Origin of the sequence: Rothia sp. HMSC061C12 (assembly GCF_001815755.1) — a bacterium.
GTDB lineage: Bacteria > Actinomycetota > Actinomycetes > Actinomycetales > Micrococcaceae > Rothia > Rothia mucilaginosa.
Window position 1 is genome coordinate 230,104 of the sequence record NZ_KV821875.1, and the last position, 25,111, is coordinate 255,214.

The 25,111-nt window shown below is 59.4% G+C and carries 19 protein-coding genes and 1 pseudogene; 10 read left to right on the forward strand and 10 right to left on the reverse strand.

Annotation, left to right across the window (positions count from 1 at the left end; all coding sequences use genetic code 11):
- Nucleotides 1-290: 290 nt before the first annotated feature.
- From HMPREF3055_RS07965 to HMPREF3055_RS07975, 3 genes are all read right to left on the reverse strand, one after another.
- Complete coding sequence (locus HMPREF3055_RS07965; protein WP_070738804.1) at nt 291-1,673, reverse strand: RNA polymerase sigma factor; 1,383 nt, start codon at nt 1,671-1,673, stop codon at nt 291-293.
- A gap of 396 nt (nt 1,674-2,069) precedes the next feature.
- On the reverse strand, nt 2,070-3,953 hold the full coding sequence (locus tag HMPREF3055_RS07970) for a metal-dependent hydrolase (RefSeq protein ID WP_070738805.1): 1,884 nt from the start codon (nt 3,951-3,953) through the stop codon (nt 2,070-2,072).
- A 207-nt stretch (nt 3,954-4,160) separates the two neighbouring features.
- Nucleotides 4,161-5,066, reverse strand: a complete 906-nt coding sequence (locus HMPREF3055_RS07975; protein WP_070599423.1) for a PAC2 family protein — start codon at nt 5,064-5,066, stop codon at nt 4,161-4,163.
- Between the two features lie 434 nt (nt 5,067-5,500).
- Between HMPREF3055_RS07975 and HMPREF3055_RS07980 the strand changes: the two genes are divergently transcribed.
- From HMPREF3055_RS07980 to sucB, 3 genes are all read left to right on the forward strand, one after another.
- Nucleotides 5,501-6,997: a leucyl aminopeptidase gene (locus HMPREF3055_RS07980; protein ID WP_070642706.1), complete on the forward strand. Its 1,497-nt coding sequence runs from the start codon at nt 5,501-5,503 to the stop codon at nt 6,995-6,997.
- 427 nt (nt 6,998-7,424) lie between these two features.
- Nucleotides 7,425-8,810: a dihydrolipoyl dehydrogenase gene (lpdA, locus tag HMPREF3055_RS07985; RefSeq protein WP_044142607.1), complete on the forward strand. Its 1,386-nt coding sequence runs from the start codon at nt 7,425-7,427 to the stop codon at nt 8,808-8,810.
- Between the two features lie 191 nt (nt 8,811-9,001).
- Nucleotides 9,002-10,693, forward strand: coding sequence for a 2-oxoglutarate dehydrogenase, E2 component, dihydrolipoamide succinyltransferase (gene sucB / locus HMPREF3055_RS07990; RefSeq protein WP_049349541.1), 1,692 nt, complete (start codon nt 9,002-9,004; stop codon nt 10,691-10,693).
- A gap of 192 nt (nt 10,694-10,885) precedes the next feature.
- On the opposite strand, the gene HMPREF3055_RS07995 is transcribed toward sucB, so the two are convergent.
- On the reverse strand, nt 10,886-12,598 hold the full coding sequence (locus HMPREF3055_RS07995) for a peptidase (RefSeq protein WP_070690453.1): 1,713 nt from the start codon (nt 12,596-12,598) through the stop codon (nt 10,886-10,888).
- A 208-nt stretch (nt 12,599-12,806) separates the two neighbouring features.
- On the opposite strand from HMPREF3055_RS07995, the pseudogene lipB reads away from it, so the two are divergent.
- The 4 genes and pseudogenes from lipB to glnA form a co-directional block, all read left to right on the forward strand.
- A pseudogene (gene lipB, locus HMPREF3055_RS08000) lies at nt 12,807-13,496 on the forward strand (lipoyl(octanoyl) transferase LipB); the annotation flags it as partial.
- 164 nt (nt 13,497-13,660) lie between these two features.
- Nucleotides 13,661-14,668, forward strand: a complete 1,008-nt coding sequence (lipA, locus tag HMPREF3055_RS08005; RefSeq protein ID WP_005505472.1) for a lipoyl synthase — start codon at nt 13,661-13,663, stop codon at nt 14,666-14,668.
- 209 nt (nt 14,669-14,877) lie between these two features.
- Nucleotides 14,878-15,594: a DUF4191 domain-containing protein gene (locus HMPREF3055_RS08010; protein WP_005505470.1), complete on the forward strand. Its 717-nt coding sequence runs from the start codon at nt 14,878-14,880 to the stop codon at nt 15,592-15,594.
- A 349-nt stretch (nt 15,595-15,943) separates the two neighbouring features.
- Nucleotides 15,944-17,368: a type I glutamate--ammonia ligase gene (glnA, locus tag HMPREF3055_RS08015; RefSeq protein ID WP_060824576.1), complete on the forward strand. Its 1,425-nt coding sequence runs from the start codon at nt 15,944-15,946 to the stop codon at nt 17,366-17,368.
- 362 nt (nt 17,369-17,730) lie between these two features.
- Here the strand turns inward: glnA and HMPREF3055_RS08020 are convergent, their stop codons facing one another.
- Nucleotides 17,731-18,111, reverse strand: a complete 381-nt coding sequence (locus HMPREF3055_RS08020) for a PH domain-containing protein (RefSeq protein ID WP_005505460.1) — start codon at nt 18,109-18,111, stop codon at nt 17,731-17,733.
- 229 nt (nt 18,112-18,340) lie between these two features.
- Here HMPREF3055_RS08020 and HMPREF3055_RS09235 point away from each other — a divergent pair, with 229 nt between their 5' ends.
- Together HMPREF3055_RS09235 and budA are read left to right on the forward strand one after the other, a co-directional pair.
- Nucleotides 18,341-18,838 carry a GNAT family N-acetyltransferase gene (locus HMPREF3055_RS09235; RefSeq protein WP_005505459.1) on the forward strand — a complete coding sequence of 166 codons (498 nt, stop codon included), beginning with the start codon at nt 18,341-18,343 and terminating at the stop codon, nt 18,836-18,838.
- Between the two features lie 268 nt (nt 18,839-19,106).
- Nucleotides 19,107-19,856: an acetolactate decarboxylase gene (budA, locus tag HMPREF3055_RS08030; protein WP_005505457.1), complete on the forward strand. Its 750-nt coding sequence runs from the start codon at nt 19,107-19,109 to the stop codon at nt 19,854-19,856.
- A 126-nt stretch (nt 19,857-19,982) separates the two neighbouring features.
- Here budA and HMPREF3055_RS08035 read toward each other — a convergent pair whose 3' ends face one another.
- Together HMPREF3055_RS08035 and HMPREF3055_RS08040 are read right to left on the reverse strand one after the other, a co-directional pair.
- Complete coding sequence (locus HMPREF3055_RS08035) at nt 19,983-20,411, reverse strand: HIT family protein (RefSeq protein WP_005505456.1); 429 nt, start codon at nt 20,409-20,411, stop codon at nt 19,983-19,985.
- A gap of 53 nt (nt 20,412-20,464) precedes the next feature.
- Nucleotides 20,465-21,142, reverse strand: a complete 678-nt coding sequence (locus tag HMPREF3055_RS08040) for an MBL fold metallo-hydrolase (protein WP_005505455.1) — start codon at nt 21,140-21,142, stop codon at nt 20,465-20,467.
- Between the two features lie 157 nt (nt 21,143-21,299).
- Between HMPREF3055_RS08040 and HMPREF3055_RS08045 the strand changes: the two genes are divergently transcribed.
- Entirely contained in the window at nt 21,300-21,764 is a 465-nt protein-coding gene (locus tag HMPREF3055_RS08045; protein ID WP_005505454.1) for a Fur family transcriptional regulator, read from the forward strand.
- 265 nt (nt 21,765-22,029) lie between these two features.
- On the opposite strand, the gene HMPREF3055_RS08050 is transcribed toward HMPREF3055_RS08045, so the two are convergent.
- The 3 genes from HMPREF3055_RS08050 to HMPREF3055_RS08060 are packed head-to-tail and all read right to left on the reverse strand — an operon-like array spanning nt 22,030 to nt 24,854.
- Nucleotides 22,030-22,950, reverse strand: a complete 921-nt coding sequence (locus HMPREF3055_RS08050) for a metal ABC transporter permease (protein WP_005505453.1) — start codon at nt 22,948-22,950, stop codon at nt 22,030-22,032.
- Nucleotides 22,947-23,846: a metal ABC transporter ATP-binding protein gene (locus HMPREF3055_RS08055; RefSeq protein ID WP_005508610.1), complete on the reverse strand. Its 900-nt coding sequence runs from the start codon at nt 23,844-23,846 to the stop codon at nt 22,947-22,949. The genes HMPREF3055_RS08050 and HMPREF3055_RS08055 overlap by 4 nt, the downstream gene beginning before the upstream one ends.
- Nucleotides 23,847-24,854 (reverse strand): metal ABC transporter solute-binding protein, Zn/Mn family, encoded by a 1,008-nt coding sequence (locus tag HMPREF3055_RS08060; protein WP_049337827.1) that lies wholly within the window; start codon nt 24,852-24,854, stop codon nt 23,847-23,849.
- Nucleotides 24,855-25,111: the final 257 nt, after the last annotated feature.

A 25,111-nucleotide genomic window follows, 5' to 3' on the forward strand; every position in this document is an offset into this window, starting at 1 on the left:
GCAACAAACTGCCTAAGGGTACAGAAAAGGCTCTCCGGTATTTCGGAGAGCCTTTTCTGTATGTGCAACTAAACCTTACGGCGTAGCCGGTCACGCGGAGCGGGGGCTCCGTCCTCGAAGCGCCCCCAGGCGCTGAAGAGGGGGCACTCCCCCGCGAGCGGGAACCGGTGCGCCGTCTGTAAGAACAAGCACACGGAGTCCGGCCCCGCGAGCATCGTCCGCGTGCCGGACAGCAGACCAGCTGCACGAGCATCCGCCAGCACGTTAGAACCGCTAGCTATGAACTTTTTTTAGTCCAGGTAGTCGCGCAGTACCTGCGAACGCGACGGGTGACGGAGCTTAGACATGGTCTTGGACTCGATCTGGCGGATTCGTTCGCGGGTCACGCCGTAGACCTTGCCGATTTCGTCGAGGGTCTTGGGCTGGCCGTCGGTCATGCCGAAGCGCATTGCGACCACGCCGGCTTCACGCTCGGAGAGGGTGTCGAGTACGGAGTGGAGCTGTTCCTGCAGAAGGGTGAAGGACACTGCGTCTGCGGGGACGACTGCTTCGGAGTCTTCGATGAGGTCGCCGAATTCGGAGTCGCCGTCTTCACCGAGGGGGGTGTGCAGGGAGATGGGTTCGCGGCCGTACTTCTGGACTTCGATGACCTTTTCGGGGGTCATGTCGAGTTCCTTGCCGAGTTCTTCGGGGGTGGGTTCGCGGCCGAGGTCCTGGAGCATCTGGCGCTGCACGCGGGCGAGCTTGTTGATGACTTCTACCATGTGCACGGGGATGCGGATGGTGCGGGCCTGGTCTGCCATTGCGCGGGTGATGGCCTGGCGGATCCACCAGGTTGCGTAGGTGGAGAACTTGAAGCCCTTGGAGTAGTCGAACTTTTCGACGGCGCGGATGAGGCCGAGGTTGCCTTCCTGGATGAGGTCGAGGAAGAGCATGCCGCGGCCGGTGTAGCGCTTGGCGAGGGAGACGACGAGTCGCAGGTTAGCTTCGAGCAGGTGGTTCTTGGCTCGCTTGCCGTCGTGGATGACCCAGCGCATGGCCTTCTTGAGTTCTTTGTCCATGTCGGGGTTTTCAGCGAGCTTGTGTTCGGCGTAGAGGCCTGCTTCGATGCGCTTGGCGAGGTCGACTTCCTGCTGTGCGTTGAGCAGGGAGACTTTGCCGATTTGCTTGAGGTAGTCCTTGACGGGGTCGGCGGTTGCGCCGGGGGTGACGACGCGCTGTGCGGGTGCGTCGTCGTCGTCGTTTGCGGTGAGGACGAAGCCGGAGCCCTTGGCTGCTACTGCTTCTGCGGCCTTCTTTTCTTCTATTTTGGCTGCGGTTTCTTCGTCTTCTTCGTCGGTTTCGTCTTCGCCGTCGGTGGTTTCGAGTTCTTCGTCGAGTCCGAGGTCGAATTCGTCGTCGCTCTTTTTGCGGCGGCCACCGGTCTTGCGCTTGGTTGCGGTTTTGGTGGTGGTGGTTTTGCGGGTGCGCTTGGGCTTGTCTGCCTCGGTTTCGGCAGTAGTTTCGGCAGTGGTTTCAGCACCGGTTTCGGCGGTTGCGCCGGTGGTGTCTTCGGTTGCCGCTGCGGCTTTGGTGGTTGCCTTCTTGGTGCGGGTGGTCTTGGTGGTGGTTTTTGCGACGGTTTCTTCGGTTGCGTCGCCGGTCACGGTCTTCTTGCTGGTTGCAGGTGCCACTAGAACCCTTTCTGGCTTGTGGTGGGGTGCTTTGTCTGCAAAACACCTAAGACCCTGTCAAGTCTGTGCTGGCGTCCTCGGTCGGGGTGTTTGCTGCGTTTGTCCGGTTTAACGCTGTGGGGGGCGGGTTTTATTCCGCGTGCGTTGGGTGGTTTGCAGGGTTCCGTTGCTCGTTGTGTGGAGCGGTTTGAGGGCGCGTTATAGCGCATTGACTGTACGGGGTCAATATATAAGTATTGCAGATTTTTGGTTGCTTTCAACTTGACGCGCTGTTTGGGTGGCTTGTGGGCCTGGTTTTGGGTGAGTGCGGCTGTGTGCGGGAGGGGCGTGCCCGGTGGCGCGCCCCTCCCTCGTTTTGTACCTCGCTTTTAGGTGCCGGTTTTAGGTGCCGGGCTTTTAAGGTTTTCGGGGTTTGAGGGTGCTGATGGGTTCGCGGTGTGTTCCGGGTTCGCCGCAGATGGTGTATTTGATCCAGGCGGGTAGGTTGCCTGCGTTGAGGTGTACATCGAGGATGTTGAGGTCCTTTCCGAATGTGTGGCGGTGGGCTTCTTGGCGGAGCATGCGGGCGTAGGTGCTGTAGCCCTTGTACCAGTTGGCCCAGGCTTGGGTGTTGCGTAGTTCGGCGTATTCTCCGTCGGTGCTGTGGGGTGTGAGCAGGCTGGTGAGTAGTTCGAGTGCGTTGAGGCGTGCCCAGTGGGGGCTGTCTAGTTTTCCTTTGAGGGCGTTGAGGTAGTGGGTGTAGACGGCGTGGTGTTTGGTGAGGTATTCGCTGTTGGTGCAGCTTTCGTCGATTCGTTGTTTGAGGTTTTCGAGTTTGTTGTGGGCGTTGTGGTCTTTGGGGTGTTCCTCGAGGCGTGGGAGCAGGTCGCGGCTGATGGTGTTGAGTTCGGCGGCGCTGGCGAGGTCGGCGGGGGTGAGGTTTTCGAGTGCCCAGCCGTTGAGGTTGGTGTGCTGGTTGCTGCGGTTCTGTTGAATGCTGCGGCTCTGCTGAATGGTGCGGTGGGTGCGGCGGATCCAGTCTTGCCATTGCACGCATTTTTCGGGCACGGCGCGTACGTGTGGCTGTTCGGTGCCTACTGTGGCGCTGAGTGCGTGGGTGAAGCTGGCGGGGATGTAGGTTTTGCGGGTGATGCGGGTGCCGTAGCGGGGTGGTTCGAGCGGCGCGCGGTCGGTGCTGGGGTATTCGCCGCCGAAGGCGTGGTAGGTGTATTGGGCGGAGTAGTGCAGGTAGGCGAGCGCTTTTTGGGCGTGGTTGAGCCCGTAGCCGGCGAGGTAGGTGAGCATTTCGGCGGTGATGGGGTTGAGGGTTGCGGGCGCGATGGAGGCGCGTAGGTGCCCTGCGACTTCGGCGGGGATGAGTTCACGGAGTGCGTCGCCGATAGTGGGCGCGTCACCGGTGATGGGGTTGCCCGCGTTATCGACCGGGTGGGTGGTGAGCAGGTGCGCGGCGGCGTTGATGGCGGCGTCCCAGTAGCAGAGGTCGATTTGGGCTTGGCGGTAGATGGTGCGGACGCTCTGGCGGGCTTCGTCGTGGCGGGTGGTGTGGGTGTGGTCCCAGAGTTCTACGGCGTTTTCCCAGTCGTGGCGGGTTTCGGGGTTGGCTGTGGGGTCGGTGTCCCAGTGGCTGTGGGCGTAGTTGTGTTGGGCGGTGTCGGCGATGGTGTCGCCGTGGCGGGTGAGCCAGGTGTAGTAGCTGCTGTGGCGGATTTCTTCGATGGGTGCGAGGAGGGTGAGTGCTTGCTGTTCGGGGTTGAGCGCCCAGATGCTGGCGCCGCCTGCGTAGATGACGTCTTCGCAGCGTAGTTCGCTGACGATGCGCGGGTCGTGGAGCAGGTGGAGCCATGCGTTGATGGGGATTTGGGTGTCGACGTCCTGTTGGATTTCTTCGATGGCGGCAAGTTGCGCGGTGTTGGGGTGCAGTTGGCGTTGGCGTACGGTGTTGTCGCCGTCGATGATGATGGCGTAGAAGCGGGTGAGGGTTTCGCCGTTGTGGTGGGTGGGGAGTTTGGTGAAGGTTTCGTGTAGGAAGTCGGCGCGTTCGCTGTGGGTGCAGGGTTCGTCGGGTAGGTTGACGCGCAGGCTGGGGCCGAGGGTGTCATCGGTTGCGGTGAGGATGATGAGTGAGTGGTCGGGCCAGTAGCCGTGCTGGTGGAGGGCGCAGCTGAGCACGTCGTATTCGTTGCGGATGGGCGGGGGCGTGTCGTAGCCGCTGTGGAAGTGGTCGCTGTTGGGGGTATTGCCGTTGGGGATGTTGCCATTGGGGATATTATTTGCGTTCATGCCTTCACGGTGGCATGGTTTGTGCGGGTGCTCAGGTTAAACGAATAAATCTGTGGATACTTCGGTTCATGTGTCCGTTGGTTCCACAGATTTATTCGTATTGTTCGTTTGTTTACCGGGGTTTGTCCACAGCGGCGCGGGGTGCCGCGTCATATTCCGTCATGCAGAGTAAGGGCGCCCCGAGTGCTTTCCCCTACTGCGCACGCTTTACTGTTCGTCGAGGAACCGCTCGAAGAGCGCACCAATCTCGTCGCGGCTGGGCACGTTGTGCGCGTCGCGGCGCGAGAGGGGAACCGCAATGTCGGAGGTGCGGAAGTTCTCGTCGTAGTTCTCTTCCATGGTCGTGATCATGCGACCAATTTCGGGGTTCTGCTTGACCTGATCGTTAATCTGGCTGTGCACGTGGCGTGCGGCTTCGCGCAGGTTCTCGGTGGGTAGCGAGAGGTGCGCGGCCATGCCCACGTGTTCGAGGGCGGTGAGGGTGCCCTGCGGCAGGTCCGCCTCCGAAATGTACTGGGGAATGTTCACGCCGAAGCCGACGGTGTCGATTCCGTTTTCGGTGAAGAGCACTTCCAGCAGGTTGGTGACGGTCGCGTGCACGTCCGCGCTGGGCTTCCACGGGGAGATGCCGCGAATCAGATCCTTGCGGGAGCCGTGCGCGGTAATCGGGAAGGGGCGGGTGTGCGGCACCGGCATGGGGAATGCGGAGACCAGCACGACCAGGGAGGGCTTGACCCGCTGGGCGATGGTCAGCACCGCCTTTTCGAAGCGCTGCCACTGCAGGTCCGGTTCGGCGCCGGTGAGCAGCAGGAACGGCTTGTCGAGGCTGTCTTCTACGGCGTAGAGCTTCAGCTGCGGGTATTGCGGCTGTTCAAAGTGGTCTTTTTCGTAGCGGATGTAGGGGCGGCGGGCACGGTAGTTGTGTAGCTGGTCGCTGTCGAACTCGACGATTTCAATATTTTTGAGTTCGCTGAGCAGCACCTGTCCGAGCTGGCCTGCGGTGGAGCCTGCGTCTTGCGGACTGGAGAGGGCGATGACGAGGGTTAGCCCGTGCATCCTGGGGTCGTCCAATATTTTGGTGTTGGCTAAGTAGAGATCTTCGGGGTTGAGCATTACGCCTCCTCACTTCTGTCTGGTTCGCGCCGCGTTCGGGGTGGGCTTAGTGTTTCTGCCGGTACCCGAGGTGTTGGGGCGAAGGGGCGTCTTCTGTTATCTGACGCTTTCCGTAGTCTTTCATTTTATGCCACTACTGCCCTGTCTCAACAGTGTGCGGGCTTTTCTCGCAATAGGTGAACTTGTTTGGTGTCTCGTCGACGTTCTTAAGGTGCTGCAGCTCGGCTTCTTGTGCATTTTTTCTGTTCTGCCAGCTGTTTGGGGTGAGAGCTGAACCTCACACCCTCCTACATATCCGTGTAGAGTAGAAGCAGTAGTCCGCGCGGCTTTGCGCGGCGGTATTCATCCTCACTCTTCGAGGGCCTACAGTTGAGTTTTTCGGGCGCGAGGATGTGCCCCGACTATTTTGAGAAGACATACGCAAAGGAGTAACGATGTCTCTGTCTCTGTCTATTCACAGCACCGACCTTGAAGCGCTCGAAGCTGACGTTCTGGTTCTGGGCGTTTTGAAGGGTTCGGACGGTGCGTACCTGGCGCCGAGCTCCCTGTCTGAGGACTCTGTTGAGGGTATTAACGAGCTGCTGGAGGCGCTGGGCGCCTCGGGTGCCCCCGATCAGCTGCTGCGTCTGCCCGGCCTTGAGGACACCGGTGCCGGCATTGTGGCGCTGGCGGGTCTGGGCTCTGATACTGCTGAGGGTCAGGAGCGCCTGGATGCTCTGCGTTACGCCGCCGGTTCTGCGGCTCGTCAGCTGGCTGGTTCCGCTGAGGAGGTCGCTTTCGATTTCGGCGTTTCTTCGGTAGAGGAAATTGAGGCTATTGCTCACGGCGCTGTGCTGGGCAACTTCATTGAAGAGGGTCTGCGTTTCAAGACCAAGGATTCGATCAAGGAAGAAATCGAGTCCATTCTGATTGTTTCTTCGATTGATCAGGAAGAGGCTGAAGAGGCTCTGGTGCACGGCCTGGTTCTGGGCGAGACCGCTAAGGACGCTCGCCGCCTGGTGAACCTGCCCCCGTCGCACCTGTACCCGGAGACTTTCGCTGAGTTCGCTGCTGAGGTCGCTGAGGATTACTCGAACATTGAGATTGAACTGTTCCACCACGACCGCCTGGCAGAGGAGGGCTTCGGCGGCATTTCCGGTGTTGGTCAGGGTTCGCCCCGCAAGCCGGTTCTTGCCGTTGTGAAGTACACCCCGGAGAACCCGAAGGCTCACGTTGCTCTGGTTGGTAAGGGTATCACCTTCGATACCGGTGGTAACTCGCTGAAGCCTGCCGCTTCGATGATGACCATGAAGTGCGATATGGCTGGTGCGGCATCGGTTCTGAGCGCTGTGGTTGCTTCTGCTGAGCTGGATGTTCCGGTTGCTGTCACCGGCTACCTGTGCCTGGCTGAGAACATGCCCGGCGGTCACGCACTGCGCCCGGAGGACATTATCACCATGCGTGATGGCCGTACCGTTGAGGTGCTGAACACTGACGCTGAGGGCCGCCTGGTCATGGCTGATGGTATCGCCCTGGCTTCCGAGTCGAACCCGGACGTCATCCTGGACATCGCTACCCTGACCGGTGCCGCTATGGCTGCTCTGGGTCTGCGCACTGCGGCTCTGCTCGGTGACGAGGAGATTCGCGACCGCGTGATTGCAGCCGGTGCAGCTGCGGGTGAGGCTTACTGGCCGATGCCGCTGGAGTCCTACCTGCGTAAGAGCCTGGAGTCCCCCGTTGCTGACATCAAGAACATTGGTTCCCGCTACGGTGGCGCGCTGACTGCGGGCCTGTTCCTGAAGGAGTTCGTGGGCGAGGGCATCCCCTGGGCTCACCTGGATATTGCGGGCCCCGCGTTCAATGAGGAGTCCCCGTACGGCTTCACTCCGAAGGAAGGCACCGGTTTCGGTACCGCTACCCTGGTGAACTTCATCGAGTCCTACGCTAAGTAGTCTGATTGGCTGGGCGCGCGCCCTAATTGGCGCATCCTAATTGGTGCCCCTTATCTGGTGCGAGCCGCACAGCATAGAGCTGATCGGAGGAGGGCTTTCCGGTATTTCTACCGGGGAGCCCTCCTCTGCGTCTGTTCTCGGACACGTTCTGTGCGACCGCTGTGGTGCTCCTGTCATCGCACTGTTCTATGACGCGCCGCTTTTCTTGCGTGGTGAAAAATTTACGGTGTTTGGGCGATTAATCGGCTAAAACCGCCCTGAGTGAACTTAAACGACCGTCAACGGGGGTATTGTTGTATTAAGTGTTTTTCTGCGTACGCGGAGGGGCGCGCGATTTTTTGTAAGTCGCGGGCCTTTCGCGCATGCTGGGAAACCTACCAATAAATTGGTAAAGAACTCATTGCAGGGGTCTTTAGCCCCCACAACTATGCAAGGGAGCAATATCGTGGCTCAAGAATTCGACATCCTCATCCTCGGCGGCGGTTCCGCTGGCTACTCTGCAGCTATTCGCGCACGCCAGCTAGGCTTCACCGTCGGCCTGATCGAGAAGGAAAAGGTCGGCGGCACCTGCCTGCACACTGGCTGTATCCCCACCAAGGCGTACCTGCACGCTGCTGAGCTGGCAGAAGAGGCACGCGAGGCGTCCAAGGTTGGCGTTAACGCTGTGCTGCAGTCCATCGAAATGGGCAAGGTTCGCGATTACAAGGACAACATCGTCTCCGGTAAGTTCAAGGGTCTTGCAGGCCTGCTGAAGATGAAGGGCGTAGAGGTTATCCCCGGCGAGGGTAAGCTGACCGCTCAGGACACCATCACCGTCGGTGGTGTTGAGTACAAGGGTAAGAACATTATCCTGGCATCCGGCTCGGTCTCCAAGACCTTCGGTCTGCCCATTGAGGGTCGCGTTCTGACCTCCACTGAGGCACTGGAGATGGACTACCTGCCCAAGAGCGCTATCGTGCTCGGCGGCGGCGTGATTGGTTGCGAGTTCGCATCCATGTGGAACGCTATGGGTGTTGACGTCACCATCATCGAGGGCCTGCCGAACCTGGTTCCCAACGAGGACCCGGCAATCATCAAGGTTCTGGAGCGTGCGTTCAAGAAGCGCGGCATCAAGTTCAACACCGGCACCCTCTTCGAGAAGGTTGAGCAGGACGCTAACGGTGCTAAGGTCACCCTGGCTGATGGCAAGGTCTTCGAGGCAGAGATCGTTCTGGTTGCTGTTGGTCGTGGCCCGAACACCGCAAACATGGGCTACGAGGAGCAGGGCATCCCCATGGATCGCGGCTTCGTCCTGGCTAACGAGCGCCTGCACACCGGCGTTGGCAACATCTACGCTGTTGGCGACATCGTCCCCGGCGTTCAGCTGGCTCACCGCGGTTACCAGCAGGGTATCTTCGTTGCTGAGGAAATCGCTGGCCTGAACCCCTCCATCGTTGAAGACGTGAACATCCCCAAGGTCACCTTCTGTGACCCGGAGATCGCTTCCGTTGGTTACTCCGAGCCCAAGGCTAAGGAGAAGTTCGGCGCTGAGAACGTTGAGACCGCTGAGTACAACCTGGCTGGTAACGGCAAGTCCGCTATCCTCGGTGCTACCGGTATCGTGAAGGTTGTCCGCCAGAAGGACGGTCCCATCGTTGGTGTTCACGCTATTGGTAAGCGTATGGGTGAGCAGATTGGTGAGGCTCAGATGTGGGTTGCTTGGGAAGCATTCCCCGAGGACGTCGCTAAGTTCATCCACGCACACCCGACTCAGAACGAGTCCCTGGGTGAGGCTGCAATGGTCCTGAACGGCACCCCGCTGCACAGCGCATAAATTTTGCTGACTGGCGTTAGCGCGTCAGCTTAGTATTGACGACCGTTGGTCGTTAGCGGTTGCCGGGCGTGTCCGCTGAACAACGCCCCTATCTGGATGCGCGTCGACGTGCTTTGACGCATACGGCGCGCATCCGGGTCGCCGCTCACATTTTTCTAGTTCAAGCATTCACAAGGAGAACGGGAAAGATTATGTCCCACACCGTAGTACTGCCCGCACTGGGCGAGTCCGTGACCGAGGGTACCGTTACCCGCTGGCTCGTTGAGGTCGGCGACACCATTGAGGTTGACGCACCCCTGGTTGAGGTTTCCACCGACAAGGTTGACACCGAGGTTCCCTCCCCCGTAGCAGGCGTTGTTGAGCAGATTCTCGTCCCCGAGGACGAGGACGTCGAGGTTGGCGCTGCTCTGGCTATCATTGGCGACGGTTCCGGCGCTGCTGCTCCGGCTGCTCCCGCAGCTGCTGAGGCTCCCGCAGCTCCCGCTCCGGTTGCTGAGGCTCCCGCTGCACCCGCTGCTGCTCAGGCTGCTCCCGCAGCTGCTGCTGCAGGCATCGAGGTCGTACTGCCCGCACTGGGCGAGTCCGTCACCGAGGGCACCGTTACCCGCTGGCTGAAGGAAGTTGGCGAGCAGGTTGAGGTTGACGAGCCCCTGGTTGAGGTTTCCACCGACAAGGTTGACACCGAGGTTCCCTCCCCCGTAGCAGGTACCCTGCTCGAGATCCGCATCCCCGAGGATGAGGACGCAGAGGTTGGCCAGGTTCTGGCTATCATCGGCGACGCTTCCGCTGCTGCTGCACCGGCTGCTCCCGCTCCGGTTGCTGAGGCTCCCGCAGCTCCTGCAGCACCCGCTGCTGCTCCGGCTGCACCCGCTGCACCCGCAGCTCCTGCAGCTCCTGCAGCTCCCGCTGCACCTGCCGCTCCGGCAGCTGCTGAGGGCGAAGCATACGTGACCCCGCTGGTCCGTAAGCTCGCTAAGGACAACGGCATCGACCTGTCCACCGTCAAGGGCACCGGTGTTGGTGGCCGCATCCGCAAGCAGGATGTTCAGGCTGCTATCGCTGCTAAGGGTTCCGCTGCTCCCGCCGCTGCTGCTCCCGCTGCAGCTGCTGCTCCGGCTGCTGGTTCCGCAAAGGCACCGCACACCTTCGAGGTTTCCCCCAAGCGTGGCACCGTCGAGAAGACCGCACGTATCCGCCAGGTTATTGCAAAGCGTATGCGTGAGTCCCTGGACATCTCCACCCAGCTGACCCAGGTCACCGAGGTTGACGTGACCCGCATCGTTCAGCTGCGTGCAAAGGCTAAGGACGGCTTCGCTGCTCGTGAGGGCGCTAAGCTGACCTTCCTGCCCTTCTTCGTCCAGGCATCCGCTGAGGCTCTGCAGCAGCACCCCGCTCTGAACGCTTCCATGACCGAAGACTACAAGCAGATCACTTACCACGGCTCCGAGAACATCGCTATTGCTGTGGACACCCCCAAGGGTCTGCTGGTTCCCGTCATCAAGAACGCTTCTGACCTGGGCATTGCTGGCCTGGCAAAGGCTATTGGCGACCTGGGTGGCCGCGCACGCACCGGCGACATCTCCCCCGAGGAGCTGTCGGGTTCGACCTTCACCATCACCAACATTGGTTCCTTCGGTGCACTGTTCGACACCCCGATCATCAACCAGCCGAACGTTGCAATCCTCGGTACCGGTTCCATCGTGAAGCGCCCCATGGTTGTTAAGGATGTTGACGGTAACGACGTTATCGCTATCCGCTCCATGTGCTACCTGTCCCTCACCTACGATCACCGCGTGGTCGACGGTGCGGACGCTGGTCGCTTCCTGCACACCCTCAAGACCCGCCTGGAGGAGGCAAACTTCGAGTCTGAGCTGGGCCTCTAAGACCTGCAAAGATTCAAGGAAGTTTCCTTGTGGCGGTGCCCTGATGGGTAGCCGAGTGTAGCTCTCCGGGTTTTCCCGGACAGTGAGCAAAAAGGCGGCGGTTCCATCCACTTCGGTGGGTGGGGCCGCCGCCTTTTGTTGTGTCCGCGTTGCTACGGTGTCAGTTACACGGTGTTAGTTACGCGGCCTCAGCTATGCCGGTACGGGTTCGGCGCGGGCTATCTCCCAGCCTTTCTCCCCGCGGTGCAGGTCGAAGATGACTTTCTGGCGGGTGACGCCGTTTTCTTCGCTGAGCTTGCGGGCTTCCCGCTCGGTTTTATCGGCGCGGTAGCCGGGCACGGAGACTACCGCCATCACGCGGATGTTCTCGCTGTCGCGACTGAGTTCTTCGGCGGTGTCGACGGTGAGCTCTGCGCCGCCTCGGGCACGGCGTTCTTGGTTTCGCTGGTCGATGAGTGCGCGTAGGATCTGATCGCCCTGTGCGCTTTTATCCTGCGCGGCTGTATCCTGTGTGCTCTGATCCTGTGTTTCCGTGCCGCCGGGCTCCTGCTCCCCCGCAGTGTTCACGGATTGAGCGGATACGGGCTGCGCCGTTGCCGGAGCGTTCTGCCCGTAGAGGGTGAACCCGAGAGGCAGCGCGATAGCCCCCAGTGCGAGCGCGGCTACGCCCAGACGTACGGAGGGACGGCTCAGCGCACCGCGTAGCGCCGTCAGGCGGGATGTGCCTGTCGCTTCTGCGTTCTTTAGGGCGGACGGCGCGGTCTCTGCGGGGCTCTTTGTGAAGCTCACCGCAGGGCTCCCAGTGGGAGTCAGTGGCTTAGAACCTGCGGTAGCTGCGCGCCCCGATTTCTTCACACCCGGCTTCTTCACGTGTGGCAAACGTTCCGCCAGGTAGCGTTGCGCCTTCTGCGTCTTTGAGAGCTTCTGTACCGGCGCGGGCTCCACAGCTACGGGAATGAGGGCGCGGGCTCGTTCTGAACAGCTCAGGTAGACGTTGAGCGGGCGAGGCGGCACCTCCTCCGCCAGGGCGACCACGGAGCTGAGCCCTGCGAGCGCCGCCTCCTGGGCGGGTGCGTCCAGCAGGTATTCGAGGGCTCTGCCGAGGCGCTCAATCCACTCGCTGTTGGGCGCCCCTTCGGTTGCGGTGTCGGCGGCTCCCATGCGCTGTGAATCCATGCGCAGTGAGAGGGGTACGCGGGCGGTGGAGGGTTCCGGCGCGTGCCCGCAGGCGGCTTGCCAGAGCAGGGCTGCTGCGGAGCGTGCGTAGTTGCCCCGAGCGGCGGTGAGCTGTTCTCCGTCTTGAGGGGCCGTTTCACGGTAGACGGCGTCAGGTAGCAGGAGTTTGGGCACTCCGGCGGCGCTCAGCGCGATGTATTCGGCGCTTAGTTCGGCGCGCCCCTCCCCCACCTTTTTGAGGCTGCCGAGCGCCCGGTGCAGGGTTCGTGCCAGGGTCATGAGCTCGGCGGGTGTCAGGGTGCGAGCGCGCAGGAGCTTGTCGAGAGTGCCCGCGTCGAGGGGCTCGTACCAGAGGCACAGCCGATTGGCGCTATCGGCGCTCCCACTAGTAACGGCGTGGAGCTTGGCGAGTCCGGGCGCGTTACGTAGGGCGGCGGCTACTTGCGGGGTCTGGGCGTGCCGCTGAGCGGATGCATCCGTGTTTTCCTCGAATCCGTACCCGTTGGCTGCCGCGCGCAGAGTGGGCGCGGCAGGAGCCAGCTGGGCGGAGGGAGCTGGCGGGGCGGGGTGAGAAATGGTGCGCAGGGTGTAGCGTTCGGGGTGCGCGGAGGTTACGGAACGTGTAGCGGGCGCACTCTCGGTGGTTTCGCCCCGGTACTCGACAATCTGCAGGGTGGGTAGAGCCGGGTTGGCGATGCTTTCCAGAACGTGTGCTTCTTTGCTTCTCATACCATCATGTTATCAAATTACATCAAATAATATCTTTAAGTACACTAAAATAGTTAAAATACCCCAAAGAACCCCAAAGGTTAATTCAGGTATTTATCTGCTTATTCACCCTCCCTCCCCTTGAGCACACCCTCACGTAACATTCCGACGTGTTCGCTCATCACGTGATTCAGGGCGCCCTAATTTTCTTCCCTCCACCAGCAGTACTAAGGTAGAAAGTATGTCTGTGACGATTGAACGCGTGGGCTTCGCCCCGAACTATGTGAACTATGTTGAGTGCCTGGACGAGCAGTACCGCATCCACGATGAGGTGGCTAACCGCACCCGTCAGAATACGATTCTTCTACTTGAGCACGAGGCAGTGATTACCGCCGGTAAACGCACCGAAGACCACGAGTACCCCGCAGACAAGTCCACCCCCGTCGTCAAGATTGACCGCGGCGGCAAGCTGACCTGGCACGGCCCCGGCCAGCTGACCGGCTACCCGATTCTGCGTCTGCCCGAGCCCATTGACGTGGTGGCGTATGTGCGCATTATCGAGGAAATCATCATTAACGTCCTTGCCGGTCTGGGCATTAAGGGTGAGCGCGTTGAGGGCCGTAGCGGCGTGTGGATTTTGGGCAACGGCATCACCCAGGACAAGAAGATCGCGGCACTGGGCATGCGCGTTTCCCGTAACACCACCATGCACGGCTTTGCGATTAACTGCTGCAACGACACCGCACCCTTCCAGCAGTTCATTCCCTGCGGCATTAGCGATGCGGGTGTTACCACTATTTCGGAGCAGCTGGGTCGCACCGTCACCCCCGCCGATATTTTAGAGCCGCTGGAGGCGGAGCTTCTGAAGTATCAGGACCGCCTGGCGGAGTCCTTCGAGCCCGTTGCAGCGCAGGAATAAACACAGGATTAGACACAGCCAAGAGGCATCGAACGGGCCGTACACGTAATGCGCCCGGGTTTGTTCGTCATATACGAAAATCAGTTTCACCTACGCCTGAGCGGGCGTAAAATAGAAGATGGCCCACCTGCACAGAGGGCACATCTAGACCAAGGAGAAGACTTTTGAGCACCGCACCTGAAGGACGCAAGCTACTGCGTGTGGAGGCCCGCAACGCTGAGGTTCCCATTGAGAAGAAGCCTCACTGGATTAAGACCAAGGCTATTGTTGGCCCCGAATACAACGAGATGCGCGAGCTGGCTCGCGGTCAGGGCCTGCACACCGTGTGTGAAGAGGCTGGCTGCCCCAATATTTACGAGTGCTGGGAAGACCGTGAGGCAACCTACCTGATTGGTGGTTCCGAGTGCACCCGCCGTTGCGACTTCTGCAATATTGCGACCGGCAAGCCTGTTGCTGTTGACTACGCTGAGCCGTTCAAGGTTGCTAAGAACGTGAAGGTCATGGGTCTGCGTTACGCAACCGTGACCGGTGTTGCTCGTGACGATCTGGAAGACGGCGGTGCGTGGCTGTACGCAGAGACCACCCGTCAGATTCACAAGATGTGCCCGAACACCGGCGTTGAGATGCTCGTCCCCGATTTCAAGGGTGTTCCCGAGCATGTTCAGAAGGTGATTGACGCTAAGCCTGAGGTGTTCGCGCACAACCTGGAGACCGTCCCCCGTATCTTCCGTCAGATTCGCCCGGCGTTCCGTTACGAGCGTTCCCTGGATGTTATTACCCAGGCTAAGGAAGGCGGCATGGTCACCAAGTCCAACCTGATTCTGGGTATGGGCGAGACCGATGACGAGATTTACGAGGCGCTGTGCGATTTGCACGATGCTGGTTGTGACATCATTACCCTCACCCAGTACCTGCGCCCCGGCCCGCTCTTCCACCCGATTGAGCGTTGGGTGAAGCCGCAGCAGTTCGTGGATTTCGCGAACATGGCTGAGGAGATTGGTTTCGCTGGCGTTATGGCGGGCCCGATGGTTCGTTCTTCGTACCGTGCAGGTCGCCTGTGGGCTCGTGCAATGCGTAAGAACGGCTACCCGATCCCTGAGAACCTTGCCCACATTGAGGGTGAGGGTGCAGCTCTGCAGGAAGCCTCCTCCCTGGTGGCTGCGGGCTACTAAGCCTTTTCAGAATCTTTCTGAGAGCGTTGAGGCTCCTCGAACCCGGTGTTCGTCCGGTGTTCGGGGAGCCTCCCCTTATGCCCCGCCCCTTGTGCGGGTAGGGTAAACTAGAAAAATTGCAGGCATACACTGCATCGTTACGTCACTATGGTTCCGTGAGCGTTTGAGGCGCTTCTCGGGGCCGCGGAAGAACCAGCCGAGGAAGAATCGTGGCAGATAAGCGCGAAGAGAAGAAAAAGAAGAAGGAACGCACTCCGGGCACTTTCGCCCAGATGAAGCAGGTCTACCAGATGACCAAGAAGTCCGACCCGAATATCGGTTGGATTCTGAGTCTGTCGGCTCTGGGTACCCTTTTGGTTTTCCTCCTCATCGGTATTGCCCTGGGTAACTGGATTACTTTCCTGATTCTGGGTCTGGGCGTTGCCGCTATTGTGGCGATGCTTCTGCTGGGTCGCCGCGCGCAGACTGCGGCTTTTGCTCAGATTGAGAACCAGCCCGGTCGTAGTGGTGCAGCGATGAACTCGGTGCGCCGCGGTTGGATTGTTGAGGAGCAGCCCGTTGCTGCGAACCGCAACCAGGATCTGGTGTTCCGTGCGCTGGGCCGTCCCGGTATTGTGCTGGTGACCGAGGGCCCTCACAGCCGCGTGAACTCGCTGGTGAACACTGAGAAGAAGCACCTGGCTCGTGTGGCTCCCGGTGTGCCGGTTCATGTGATTGAGACCGGTCACGATGAGGGTCAGGTTGAGCTCAAGGACGTTGTGAAGACTATGAACAAGCTTCCGAAGGCTCTGACTCAGCAGGAGATGCAGGTTGTTTCTGGTCGCCTGAGCACTCTGAACACTATGCGTAACCCGATGAATGGTCTGCCGAAGGGTGTTGACCCGATGCGTGCACGCCCCGACCGTCGTGCGATGCGCGGCCGCTAAGCGAGACGCTGATATGAGGTTTTGAAGGCTCCGGCTCTTCCCGTGTGGGGAGGGTCGGGGCCTTTTGTTACGCCCGGTTATTGCGCTGTTGCTGGCATTGATATTGGCTTTGCTACTGGCTCTACTGAGGGCGTTAGCATCTCTACTGTGTTTCGTGAGGCAACGTAGATGTAACTCCTTTCCAGGATTTGTAACATTACCGAAACACGATAGTCACGCACGCGCAAAAAATAACCACTATGCTTGATATGTCACAGGGTTTTGCCCGCGGCCAAAAACTAAACCAAAGACTGAATGTGATGAGGGAAAGCACCCTCCTGCACCGTCAGTCGAACAAGGAGCAGTCCTCATGTTTACCAGCCCCCAGGAAGTTCTCGACTTTATCAAGAACGAAGAAGTAGTCTTCGTTGATATCCGATTCACCGACATGCCCGGCGTGCAGCAGCACTTCAACCTGCCCGCTAAGGCGATTGATGACGATTTCTTCGTCAACGGCCAGCTTTTTGACGGCTCCTCCATTCGCGGCTTCCAGGGCATTGCAGAGTCCGACATGCAGCTGATCCCCGACGTTCAGTCCGCGTACGTTGACCCCTTCCGCATTGAGAAGACCCTGGTCATCATCTGCTCCATCGTGAACCCCCGCACCGGCGAGCCCTACCACCGTGACCCCCGCGGCGTCGCTGAGCGTGCCGAAGCATACCTGCAATCCACCGGCATTGCAGACACCGCGTTCTTCGCATCCGAGGCTGAATTCTTCGTCTTCGAGGACGTCCGCTACCAGGTCGAGCCGAACTCCGTATTCTTCAAGATCGACTCCGATGAGGCTCCCTGGAACACCGGCCGCAAGGAAGAGGGCGGCAACCTGGGCAACAAGACCCCCGTCAAGGGCGGCTACTTCCCCGTCTCCCCCGTCGACAAGCAGGCTGACCTGCGTGACGCAATGTGCGTAGCAATGGACGAGGTCGGCCTTGAGGTTGAGCGTAGCCACCACGAGGTGGGCGCAGCCGGCCAGGCAGAAATCAACTACAAGTTCGACACCCTCACCAAGGCTGCTGACGACCTGCTGAAGTTCAAGTACGTCATCAAGGGCACCGCAGACGCATGGGGCAAGTCCGTGACCTTCATGCCCAAGCCCGTGTTCGGTGACAACGGCTCCGGTATGCACTGCCACCAGTCGCTGTGGCAGGACGGCGAGCCCCTCTTCTACGACGAGCGCGGCTACGCTAACCTCTCTGACACCGCACGCTGGTACATTGGCGGTCTGATTGAGCACTCCTCCGCTGTTCTGGCGTTCACCAACCCGACCGTGAACTCTTACAAGCGTCTGGTTCCCGGCTACGAGGCTCCCATCAACATGGTGTACTCGCAGGGTAACCGTTCCGCCGGTATCCGCATCCCGATTACCGGCACCAACCCGAAGGCTAAGCGTCTGGAGTTCCGTGCACCGGACCCCTCCGCTAACCCCTACTTCGCGTTTGCTGCTCAGCTGATGGCTGGTCTGGACGGTATCCGTAACCGCATTGAGCCGCCGGCACCGATCGATAAGGACCTGTACGAGCTGCCCGCTGAAGAGGCTAAGGACATCAAGAAGGCTCCGGCTAACCTGGAGGAGGCGCTGGCGGCTCTGGAGGCTGACCACGACTTCCTGCTCGAGGGCGGCGTCTTCACCGAGGACCTGATTCAGGCTTGGATTGACTACAAGCGTAAGAACGAGCTGGAGCCGCTCTCGCTGGTTCCGCACCCGCTTGAGTACCAGCTGTACTACGGCGTCTAATTCACTGGCGTCTAATTCGCTGGCGTCTCATCTTTCCTTCTGGGCTTTGCCCCGCACCCGCACTGAGGTAAATTCCGGGGTGGGTTCTGGGGCAAGTTCTAGATAGCGCACAACGACCTATACGTTCCTTTGGGAGCGTATAGGCCGTTGTTGTGTTTTCTGCTGGGTGTCTGCAGGGTTTCTACGGGGTGCAGGCTCACCGGACTATTTTGATGACGGTTCGTGTCTAATATTTTTCTGCCTTGTTGAGCTTCGTGTGCCTTAGTTGCGCTTAGAGCGGCTCTAAGGGCTAAGCTGTTGGTGCTGGCGTTCCCTCCCTTTTTGTCGTGCAACCGGAGGGAACGCCAGTCTATTTTTATGCCCTAATGTTGCTGAGCGTTTAGAACCTGCTGAGCGATGAGCCGGTCAAGCTTGCGGACGTCAATCTTTCGGCCCAGCTTGATTTTGATGTAGCCAACCTTCGTCCATAGAGCAATTTCACTATTCGCGTCGAACAGGTTTCCTGCATTTTCAGAAGACCACATATGAATCGAGGAGTAAGGCAGCGAGTACATTTCTACCTTCTTACCGGTCAGGCCTTGAGCATCACGAATGATGAGTCGGTGAGTCGTGAAAATAGCGGAATCGCGGAAAGTAGCAAAGGCTGCGACGGCGCTTTCGCCCGGCCCCAAAAGGGCTTGAGCATCCTGAGGTACTGGAATTTCTGATTGCAGAGTCCAGGTCATGATAGCAGCGATAGACATAGAGTTACCTCCAAGGTGTTGAGTGATAATAACGTTCTCAGTATAAGAGCTTTATTAATTCATGCGCGGTCTAGATGGTTATCTGCACGGATATATTGTGAGCAATAAATACCTGTGGAGGGTTATACCGCTACATTTCACAGAGCGGCTTTTGGTTCTGTTCCTGCACGCAAATTCCCTTAATGGAGTACGCTCATTCCCTGACCTCCAACGAAAGATCGAGAGCCTCTTGTTTCCTTCCTCTTTAACGCCCCCGCATTTTCAGGCCAAGCATTTCAATGAGCTGACTCTACGAGAACTGCAGCAGATTCATATCACGCGTTCGATGGTCTTTACAGTGGGTCAGCAGATTCTTGCGCAAGAACCCGATGAGGCTGATTTTGAGTGTATTCATTTCTTCCACACAGATGAGTCTGGGCGGATCTTAGCATACTTAAGAATCTTTGATCTTATGACAGTAGATGACGGCTATCATCGCCCCATCCAGGGTGCTTGGACCGTCGGTCGAGTAGCTGTCCGTGAGGAGGCGCGTGGCACCGGCCTGGGGCGCGCCCTACTGCATGAGACGATTAGCTGGGTCCGTGAAAATACGGAAACTCGTCAGCTGGTGATTAGCGCCCAGTCCTACCTAAAGGACAGCTACTACGGTGCAGCGGGGTTTGTGCAGGTGGGAGAGCCGTATCTTGAGGTTGGAATTGAGCATGTGGAGATGGTTCTGGAGCTCTAGCGGGCCCTCCCCCTCTTCCCTTGTAGGAGCAGGTCGCGGGCCACATCATAAGATGTCGTACCCGCTAGTCCCGGGGTTCTTCCTGCACGGGCGTACAATGAAAGTGCGTGCGCCCGGCCTGCGTCACCTACGAATTCCTAGAGAAACGACATCACAACGCCGTGTTCTCCCCGCCGCCCTTCCCCTTTTTAGCATCAGCTAGGGCGAGTATCGCCGATGACCGACCGACCCGTCTGACGCCGCATCCACTGTAACGAGGAGAAATCTCATGGCATATCAGCCGACCATCCTAAACGGTGAAACTGTTTTCCGTAACGAAGTTTTTCAGACCGGCCTCATGTCCCAGCTGCTGGACGGCATCTACGATGGCGAGATGACCATCGGTGAGCTTCTGAGCCACGGCAACTTCGGTGTGGGTACCTTCAACGGCCTCGACGGCGAAATGGTCGTCCTCGACGGCGTCTGCTACCAGGTGCGCCACGACGGCTCCGTATCCCTGCCCGACCTGCGCCAGCAGACCCCCTACGCCGTGGTCACCAACTTCGTGCCCATGATTAAGCGCGAACTACCGCATAACCTACTCCGTAAGTCTGCCTCGCAGATTCTGGATGACTTCACCGTCTCCAAGAACTACATGTACGCCATCAAGATTTACGGCGAGTTCGAATGGGTCCGCACCCGCACCGTCATCAAGCAGGAGAAGCCCTACCCGAAGATGGTTGCGGCCACCGAGAATGAGGACATTGTCCAGTTCGATAACGTGACCGGCACGATTGTTGGCTTCCGCACCCCGATCTACGAGCAGGGCATCTCGGTGCCCGGCTGCCACGCCCACTTTATCGATGATGAGCGCGTTCAGGGCGGTCACGTGGTCGACTTCAAGCTGCGCTCGGCAAAGGTCGAGATTTGCCCCGGTACCGGCCTGCAGCTGCACCTGCCGCTGACCCCCGAGTTCTCCTCCGCTAACCTCTCCCCCGAGGACCTGGCTGAGCAGATCTCCAAGGCTGAAAAGCACTAAGCTTCTTTCCCGCCGGAACATAGCAACGGGATATAGCAACGAAGGAGCCGCCCTCTACTGTTGTGTAGAGGGCGGCTCCTTCGTGGTTATACGCGCTGTCGTGTTTATACACGCTGTAAAGGGCGCTTATGCCTCCGGCACGAACTCGCCGTGGCCGCGCTCGCGCAGGGCAGCACGCACCTTCTCAGCAGCCGCATCCAGCTCTTCGGCGGTAGCATCCTTCTTCGCGTTAGCGGGATCGTAGTCAGCCATGCCGTCAGCCGGGAACAGGTGGATGTGGGTGTGCGGAACGTCGAAGCCCGCAATCATCAGAGCCACACGGTCCTTATCAAACGCCTGATCCAGGGCACCAGAAATCTTGTGCGCCACAGCGAACAGGTGCGCCGCCAGCTCAGCCGGCAGGTCGGGCCAACGGTCAATCTCTGCGCGGGGAACGAGCAGCAGGTGACCTTCCGACAGGGGCATGATGTCCAGGAAGGCGACGCAGTGCTCGTCCTTCCAGACGAAGCGGCCGGGAATCTCACCCTCAATAATCTTGGTAAAAATCGTGCTCACAATAATCTCCTTCATGCGCCGTCACCGGCACGTTTGAAGCTCAGTGGTCAGGCTTACGCCTCAACCTCAATGCTCTCACCGGGGTTCAGGTGCTTCAGCTCAGTGCCGTACTTCGCGCCGAAGTTCGTCACCAGACCCTCAATAATGCCGGTGCCGTTCTGGTTAATCATGCCATTGTGAATCGGAACCACACGCTGAGCGCCGGTCGCAATCACAAAATCAATGACTTCCTGAACCTTCGACCAGGGCGCGTGAATCGGCACCAGAACGGTATTCGCACGCACGCGGTGAGGAACCACCAGCGAGTCACCCGGGTGGTACAAGGCACCGTTAATCAGGTAACCGACATTGGCGATGGTCTGAATCAGCGGGTGAATCAGTGCGTGCTGACCGCCGTAGGTCTTCACCTCAAAACCGGGGATGCTGAACTCAGAATCAGAGGAAACAACGGTAACCTCGGCAGCGGGCACAGCCTCCTTAATGACCTGGGCAACAGCCTCGGGAGCCCAAATCTTCAACGGGGTCTGCGACTCGGCACGCTGAGCAATCAGCGGCAGCACCGACGGGCCGTCAAAATGGTCCGGATGCGCGTGGGTCACGAACAGGTAATCGGCGCCTTCCAGCGCGGTGGCGTGTTCGCCTTCTGCAGCAAAGTTGCCGGGGTCAAGAACGAGGGTGCGCCCCTCATTCTCAAGGCGGATACATGAGTGGGTGTACTTCGTCATTTTCATAGTTTTAGTCTACCGTTAACCCTCATTCGTGCCTGTTGATGACTTCAATTTTTGAGATAAAGCGCAAATCAACCACCTTTTGAACGCCTCTAGTGTAAAGTCGTAAGACAAGATCGACCACACAATGGGACGGATTTCCGCCCCGAAAGGTTCAGCAATGGACACTCATATTCCCGTACGGAGAATTACGAAGCCCGCCGAAGCCCGAAATACCCGCCAGCGTCGCATCATCAAGGCGACCATGGAAGAGCTCGGCGATTTCATCTCAGCACAGGATCTGCACCTGACCCTCGCGAACCGCAAGGAACAGGTCTCTCTCGCAACCACCTACCGCGTGCTGCAGTCGCTGGCTAACGCCGGTGAGCTCGACTCGGTCAAGGGCGTTGAGGGTGAGACCCTGTACCGCCACTGCCGGGTGAAAGATCACCACCACCACCTGCTCTGCCGCCGATGCGGCACCGCCATTGAGCTGGAAGCACCCGCCCTCGAGGACTGGGCACTGGCCATGGGTAAGCAGCACGGCTTCTCGGAGCTGGAGCACGTGGTTGAAGTGACCGGTTACTGCCCGGACTGCACTTTGGCACGTCGCGAGGAAGAATCGCAGGGCGGCGCTGCACGCTAACGTTGCAGGCTAAGCCGCAACCTCTAAGCCCCTCCATCTGAGGAGCTCTCCCCCACCGGGGAAAACCTTCTCAACGAAGGATACGGCGTCTTCAAAGATCTTCGGCGCCACTACAGCACGACACACAGGGCATCTGGACAGGACAACACAACGCCACACAGGTTGAGCCCGCATTGCGCACCGGGTACATGACCCGTAGCGCTAACACAGCACGACAACGAAAGAGCCCCACCTCATTCCCGAGGTGGGGCTCTTTCTATAGATCTTATGCCTTCTCAGCCAGCTGGCGGCCCGACGCGCTATGGCGGCGCTTCACGCCACCAATCACACGGCACACCACGTAAATCAGGAAGGAAATACTGGTCACGTAGGGGCTAATCGGCAGCGAACCGGCAAGAGCCAGCAGAATACCGCCCACAATAGACGCCTCCGCAAACAGCACCGACAGAATCAGGGTGCGTACCGGAGATGCCGTTACCTGCATCGCCGCAGCCGCCGGAGTAATCAGCAGCGCCAGCACCAGCAGCGAACCGACCACCTGCACCGACAGCGCCACAGCAATACCCAGAATCACCATGAACACCAGGGACAGGAAGCGCATCGGCACGCCCTTAGCGCGCGCGACCTCCGGGTCCAGGGAAGCAAAGCTCAGCGGACGCCACACCATCACCAGCAGGGAAATAATAACCACCGCACCAATAATCATGGTGTGCAGCTGGTCGGCATCCACGGACACGATCTGACCGGTCAGCAGACCAAACTTATTCGCGCTACGGCCCTGGTACAGGGAGAGGAAGAGAATACCCAAGCCCAGGCCGAACGGCATGAGCGCACCAATGACCGAGTTCGAATTGCTCGCTTTAGAACCCAGAAAGGCAATCAGCAGAGCCGAGGCAATCGAACCGACCATGGAGCCGGTCACCACGTCATAGCCGAGCAACAGGGCAAGGGCTGCACCCGCGAAAGACATTTCAGAGACGCCGTGCACCGCAAAGGCATGGTCGCGCATCATCACGAAAATGCCGACGAAACCGCCAATAAGGCCTAGCACAGCGCCAGCAAAAATGGAGTTCTGCAGCATCTGCAGCAGCTCGCCGTAGCGGTCAAAAACGAAGATACGGGAGAGCAAATCGTTCTGCGCGGCGGCAACCGGTGCCAGAGCGGGGAGGGAAGCAAGAATGGTCATCGAGTGGTTCCTCCCGGAAGGTGTAGAGTGCGCTGCGGTTCAGAAAGACCAGATTTCAGGTGGGAGCCGTGAATGTTCTGGTCGGTGCCCTCAATATGGCAGTGGTCGCTGGCGTGAGTCTCACCCACCACCACGTAACGGCCATTAGACTTGAGCACGCTCACCGGGGTTCCGTACAGGGAGGTGAGAGTCTCGCTGGTCATGACCTCTTCCACCGAGCCGACCGTGAAACGACCGTTCGCCAGGTAGAGCACACGATCCACATGCTCAATGATGGGGTTGATTTCGTGGGTCACGAACACTACCGCCACGCCGCGTTCACGGTTGAACCGGTGAATCAGCTCAGCCACCGCGTACTGGTGGTTGAGATCCAGGGAGAGTAGCGCCTCGTCAGCCAGCAGAATCTTCGGGTCGTTCGCGAGCGCCTGGGCGATACGCAGGCGCTGCTGCTCACCGCCGGAGAGCAGCCCCACCGGCACGTTCGCGTATTCGGTCGCGCCGACGGCTTCGAGGAGTTCGTCAACCTTGGCGCGGTATTTGCGGCCGTGCAGGCGGATGCCCCAGCGGTGCCCGTCCACGCCAAGTCCCACGAGGTCGCGGGCACGCATCGGGGTGGAGGTGGGGATGGACTTCTGCTGCGGTACGTAGCCGACGCCAGCGTTGCCCAAACGTGCGGGTTTGCCGAGCACAGAGATTTCTCCGGCGTTGAGTCCGGTCAAGCCGAGAACGACTTTGAGGAAGGTGGACTTGCCGGAGCCGTTGGGTCCGAGCACGGCGAAGTATTCGCCTGCGCCGATGTCGAGGGTTAGATCTTTCCAGAGGGTGCGGGCCCCGAAAGCGAGGCTACCCCCGCGAATGGAAATCGCGGGGGCGGCACCGTTATTGTTGTCAGTCACTTAGGAGAGCGCCTTTTCGAGGTTGCTGACGTTGGTCTTCATCCATGCCAGGTAGTTGGTGTTTTCCGGCAGGGTTTCGGTGAAGGATACGTAGTTCACCGAGGCGTCCTTAGCTGCCTGCAGCACCTCGTTGGTCTGAGAGGTGGAGGTCTGCTCGTTGTAGGCGAGCAGCTGGACCTTCTTCTCGGTGATCATGTCCTTGGTTTCCTTCAGGACGAGGGCGGGGACGTCGTTGCCGGCTTCTGCCGCCTCAGCGAATTCGCTGGGGGTTGCGTTCTCTGCGCCGGTGGAGGAAATCAGGTAGTCCGGCACGGGCTCGGTGGACAGGTACTTCTTACCTTCACCGGCGATTGCCTTGGCGGTGGTGTCCAGTGCGTCCAGTTCCTTGGAGAAGGTGGATGCGTTGGTGCGGAACGTCTCAGCGTGTGCGGAGTCGAGGCCTGCGAGCTCTTCAGCGATCTTCTGGGCGACCTTCTTCATGGTTTCGAAGTCGTACCAGAGGTGCTCATTGAACTCGTGTGCGTGGGCGTGGTCGCCGCCGTCTTCGTGGTGTTCGCCGCCGCGGTGGTCCTCGACCAGGTGGGTGTATTCGGCGTCGGTGAGCTTGCCGCTGACCTTGACCGCGTTCACGATCTTCTGGGAGGCGTTGTCCTTGCCGGCGAGGTCTTCGAGGAACAGGTCGTAGCCTGCGCCGTTGATGACGATCAGGGAAGCGTCCTTTGCCTTGAGGCGGTCGGCGCTGGTGGCTTCGTAGGAGTGGGGGTCGGTGCTGGTGGAGGCGATGAGTGCGGTGACCTCAATGTAGTCGCCGCCGACCTGCTTGGCGATGTCTGCGTAGACGTCGGTGGAGGCGACGACCTTCACCTTGCCATTGTTGGAGCCAGCCGAGGAGGACGAACCGGAGGAGGTGCTGTTCTCGGTTGCGCAGCCTGCCAGTAGCAGGGAGGACGCGGCGAGTGAGCCCATTGCGGTGAGGAAGTGCTTGCGGGTGATCTTCGGGTGCGACATGAGGGCTCTCTTTCGGTTCGTTCTAGTCTGTAGGTTCCTTAACTACATCATGCGCACACCCGTATAAACAACTCTTTATTGTTGTCATTTGGGTGCTGTTAGGCAACCCTTTTCCCTGTTAGTAGCTTATGCAACAGGGATAGTTAGCTCAGCCTACTGCGCTCCCCCACCGCTACTTTATACTGCCGCTTCATCCCGCCGCCTGAGACCACCCCTTGGGAGCACCCATAAGCCGTTTTTGACCGCAAAACAGCCCG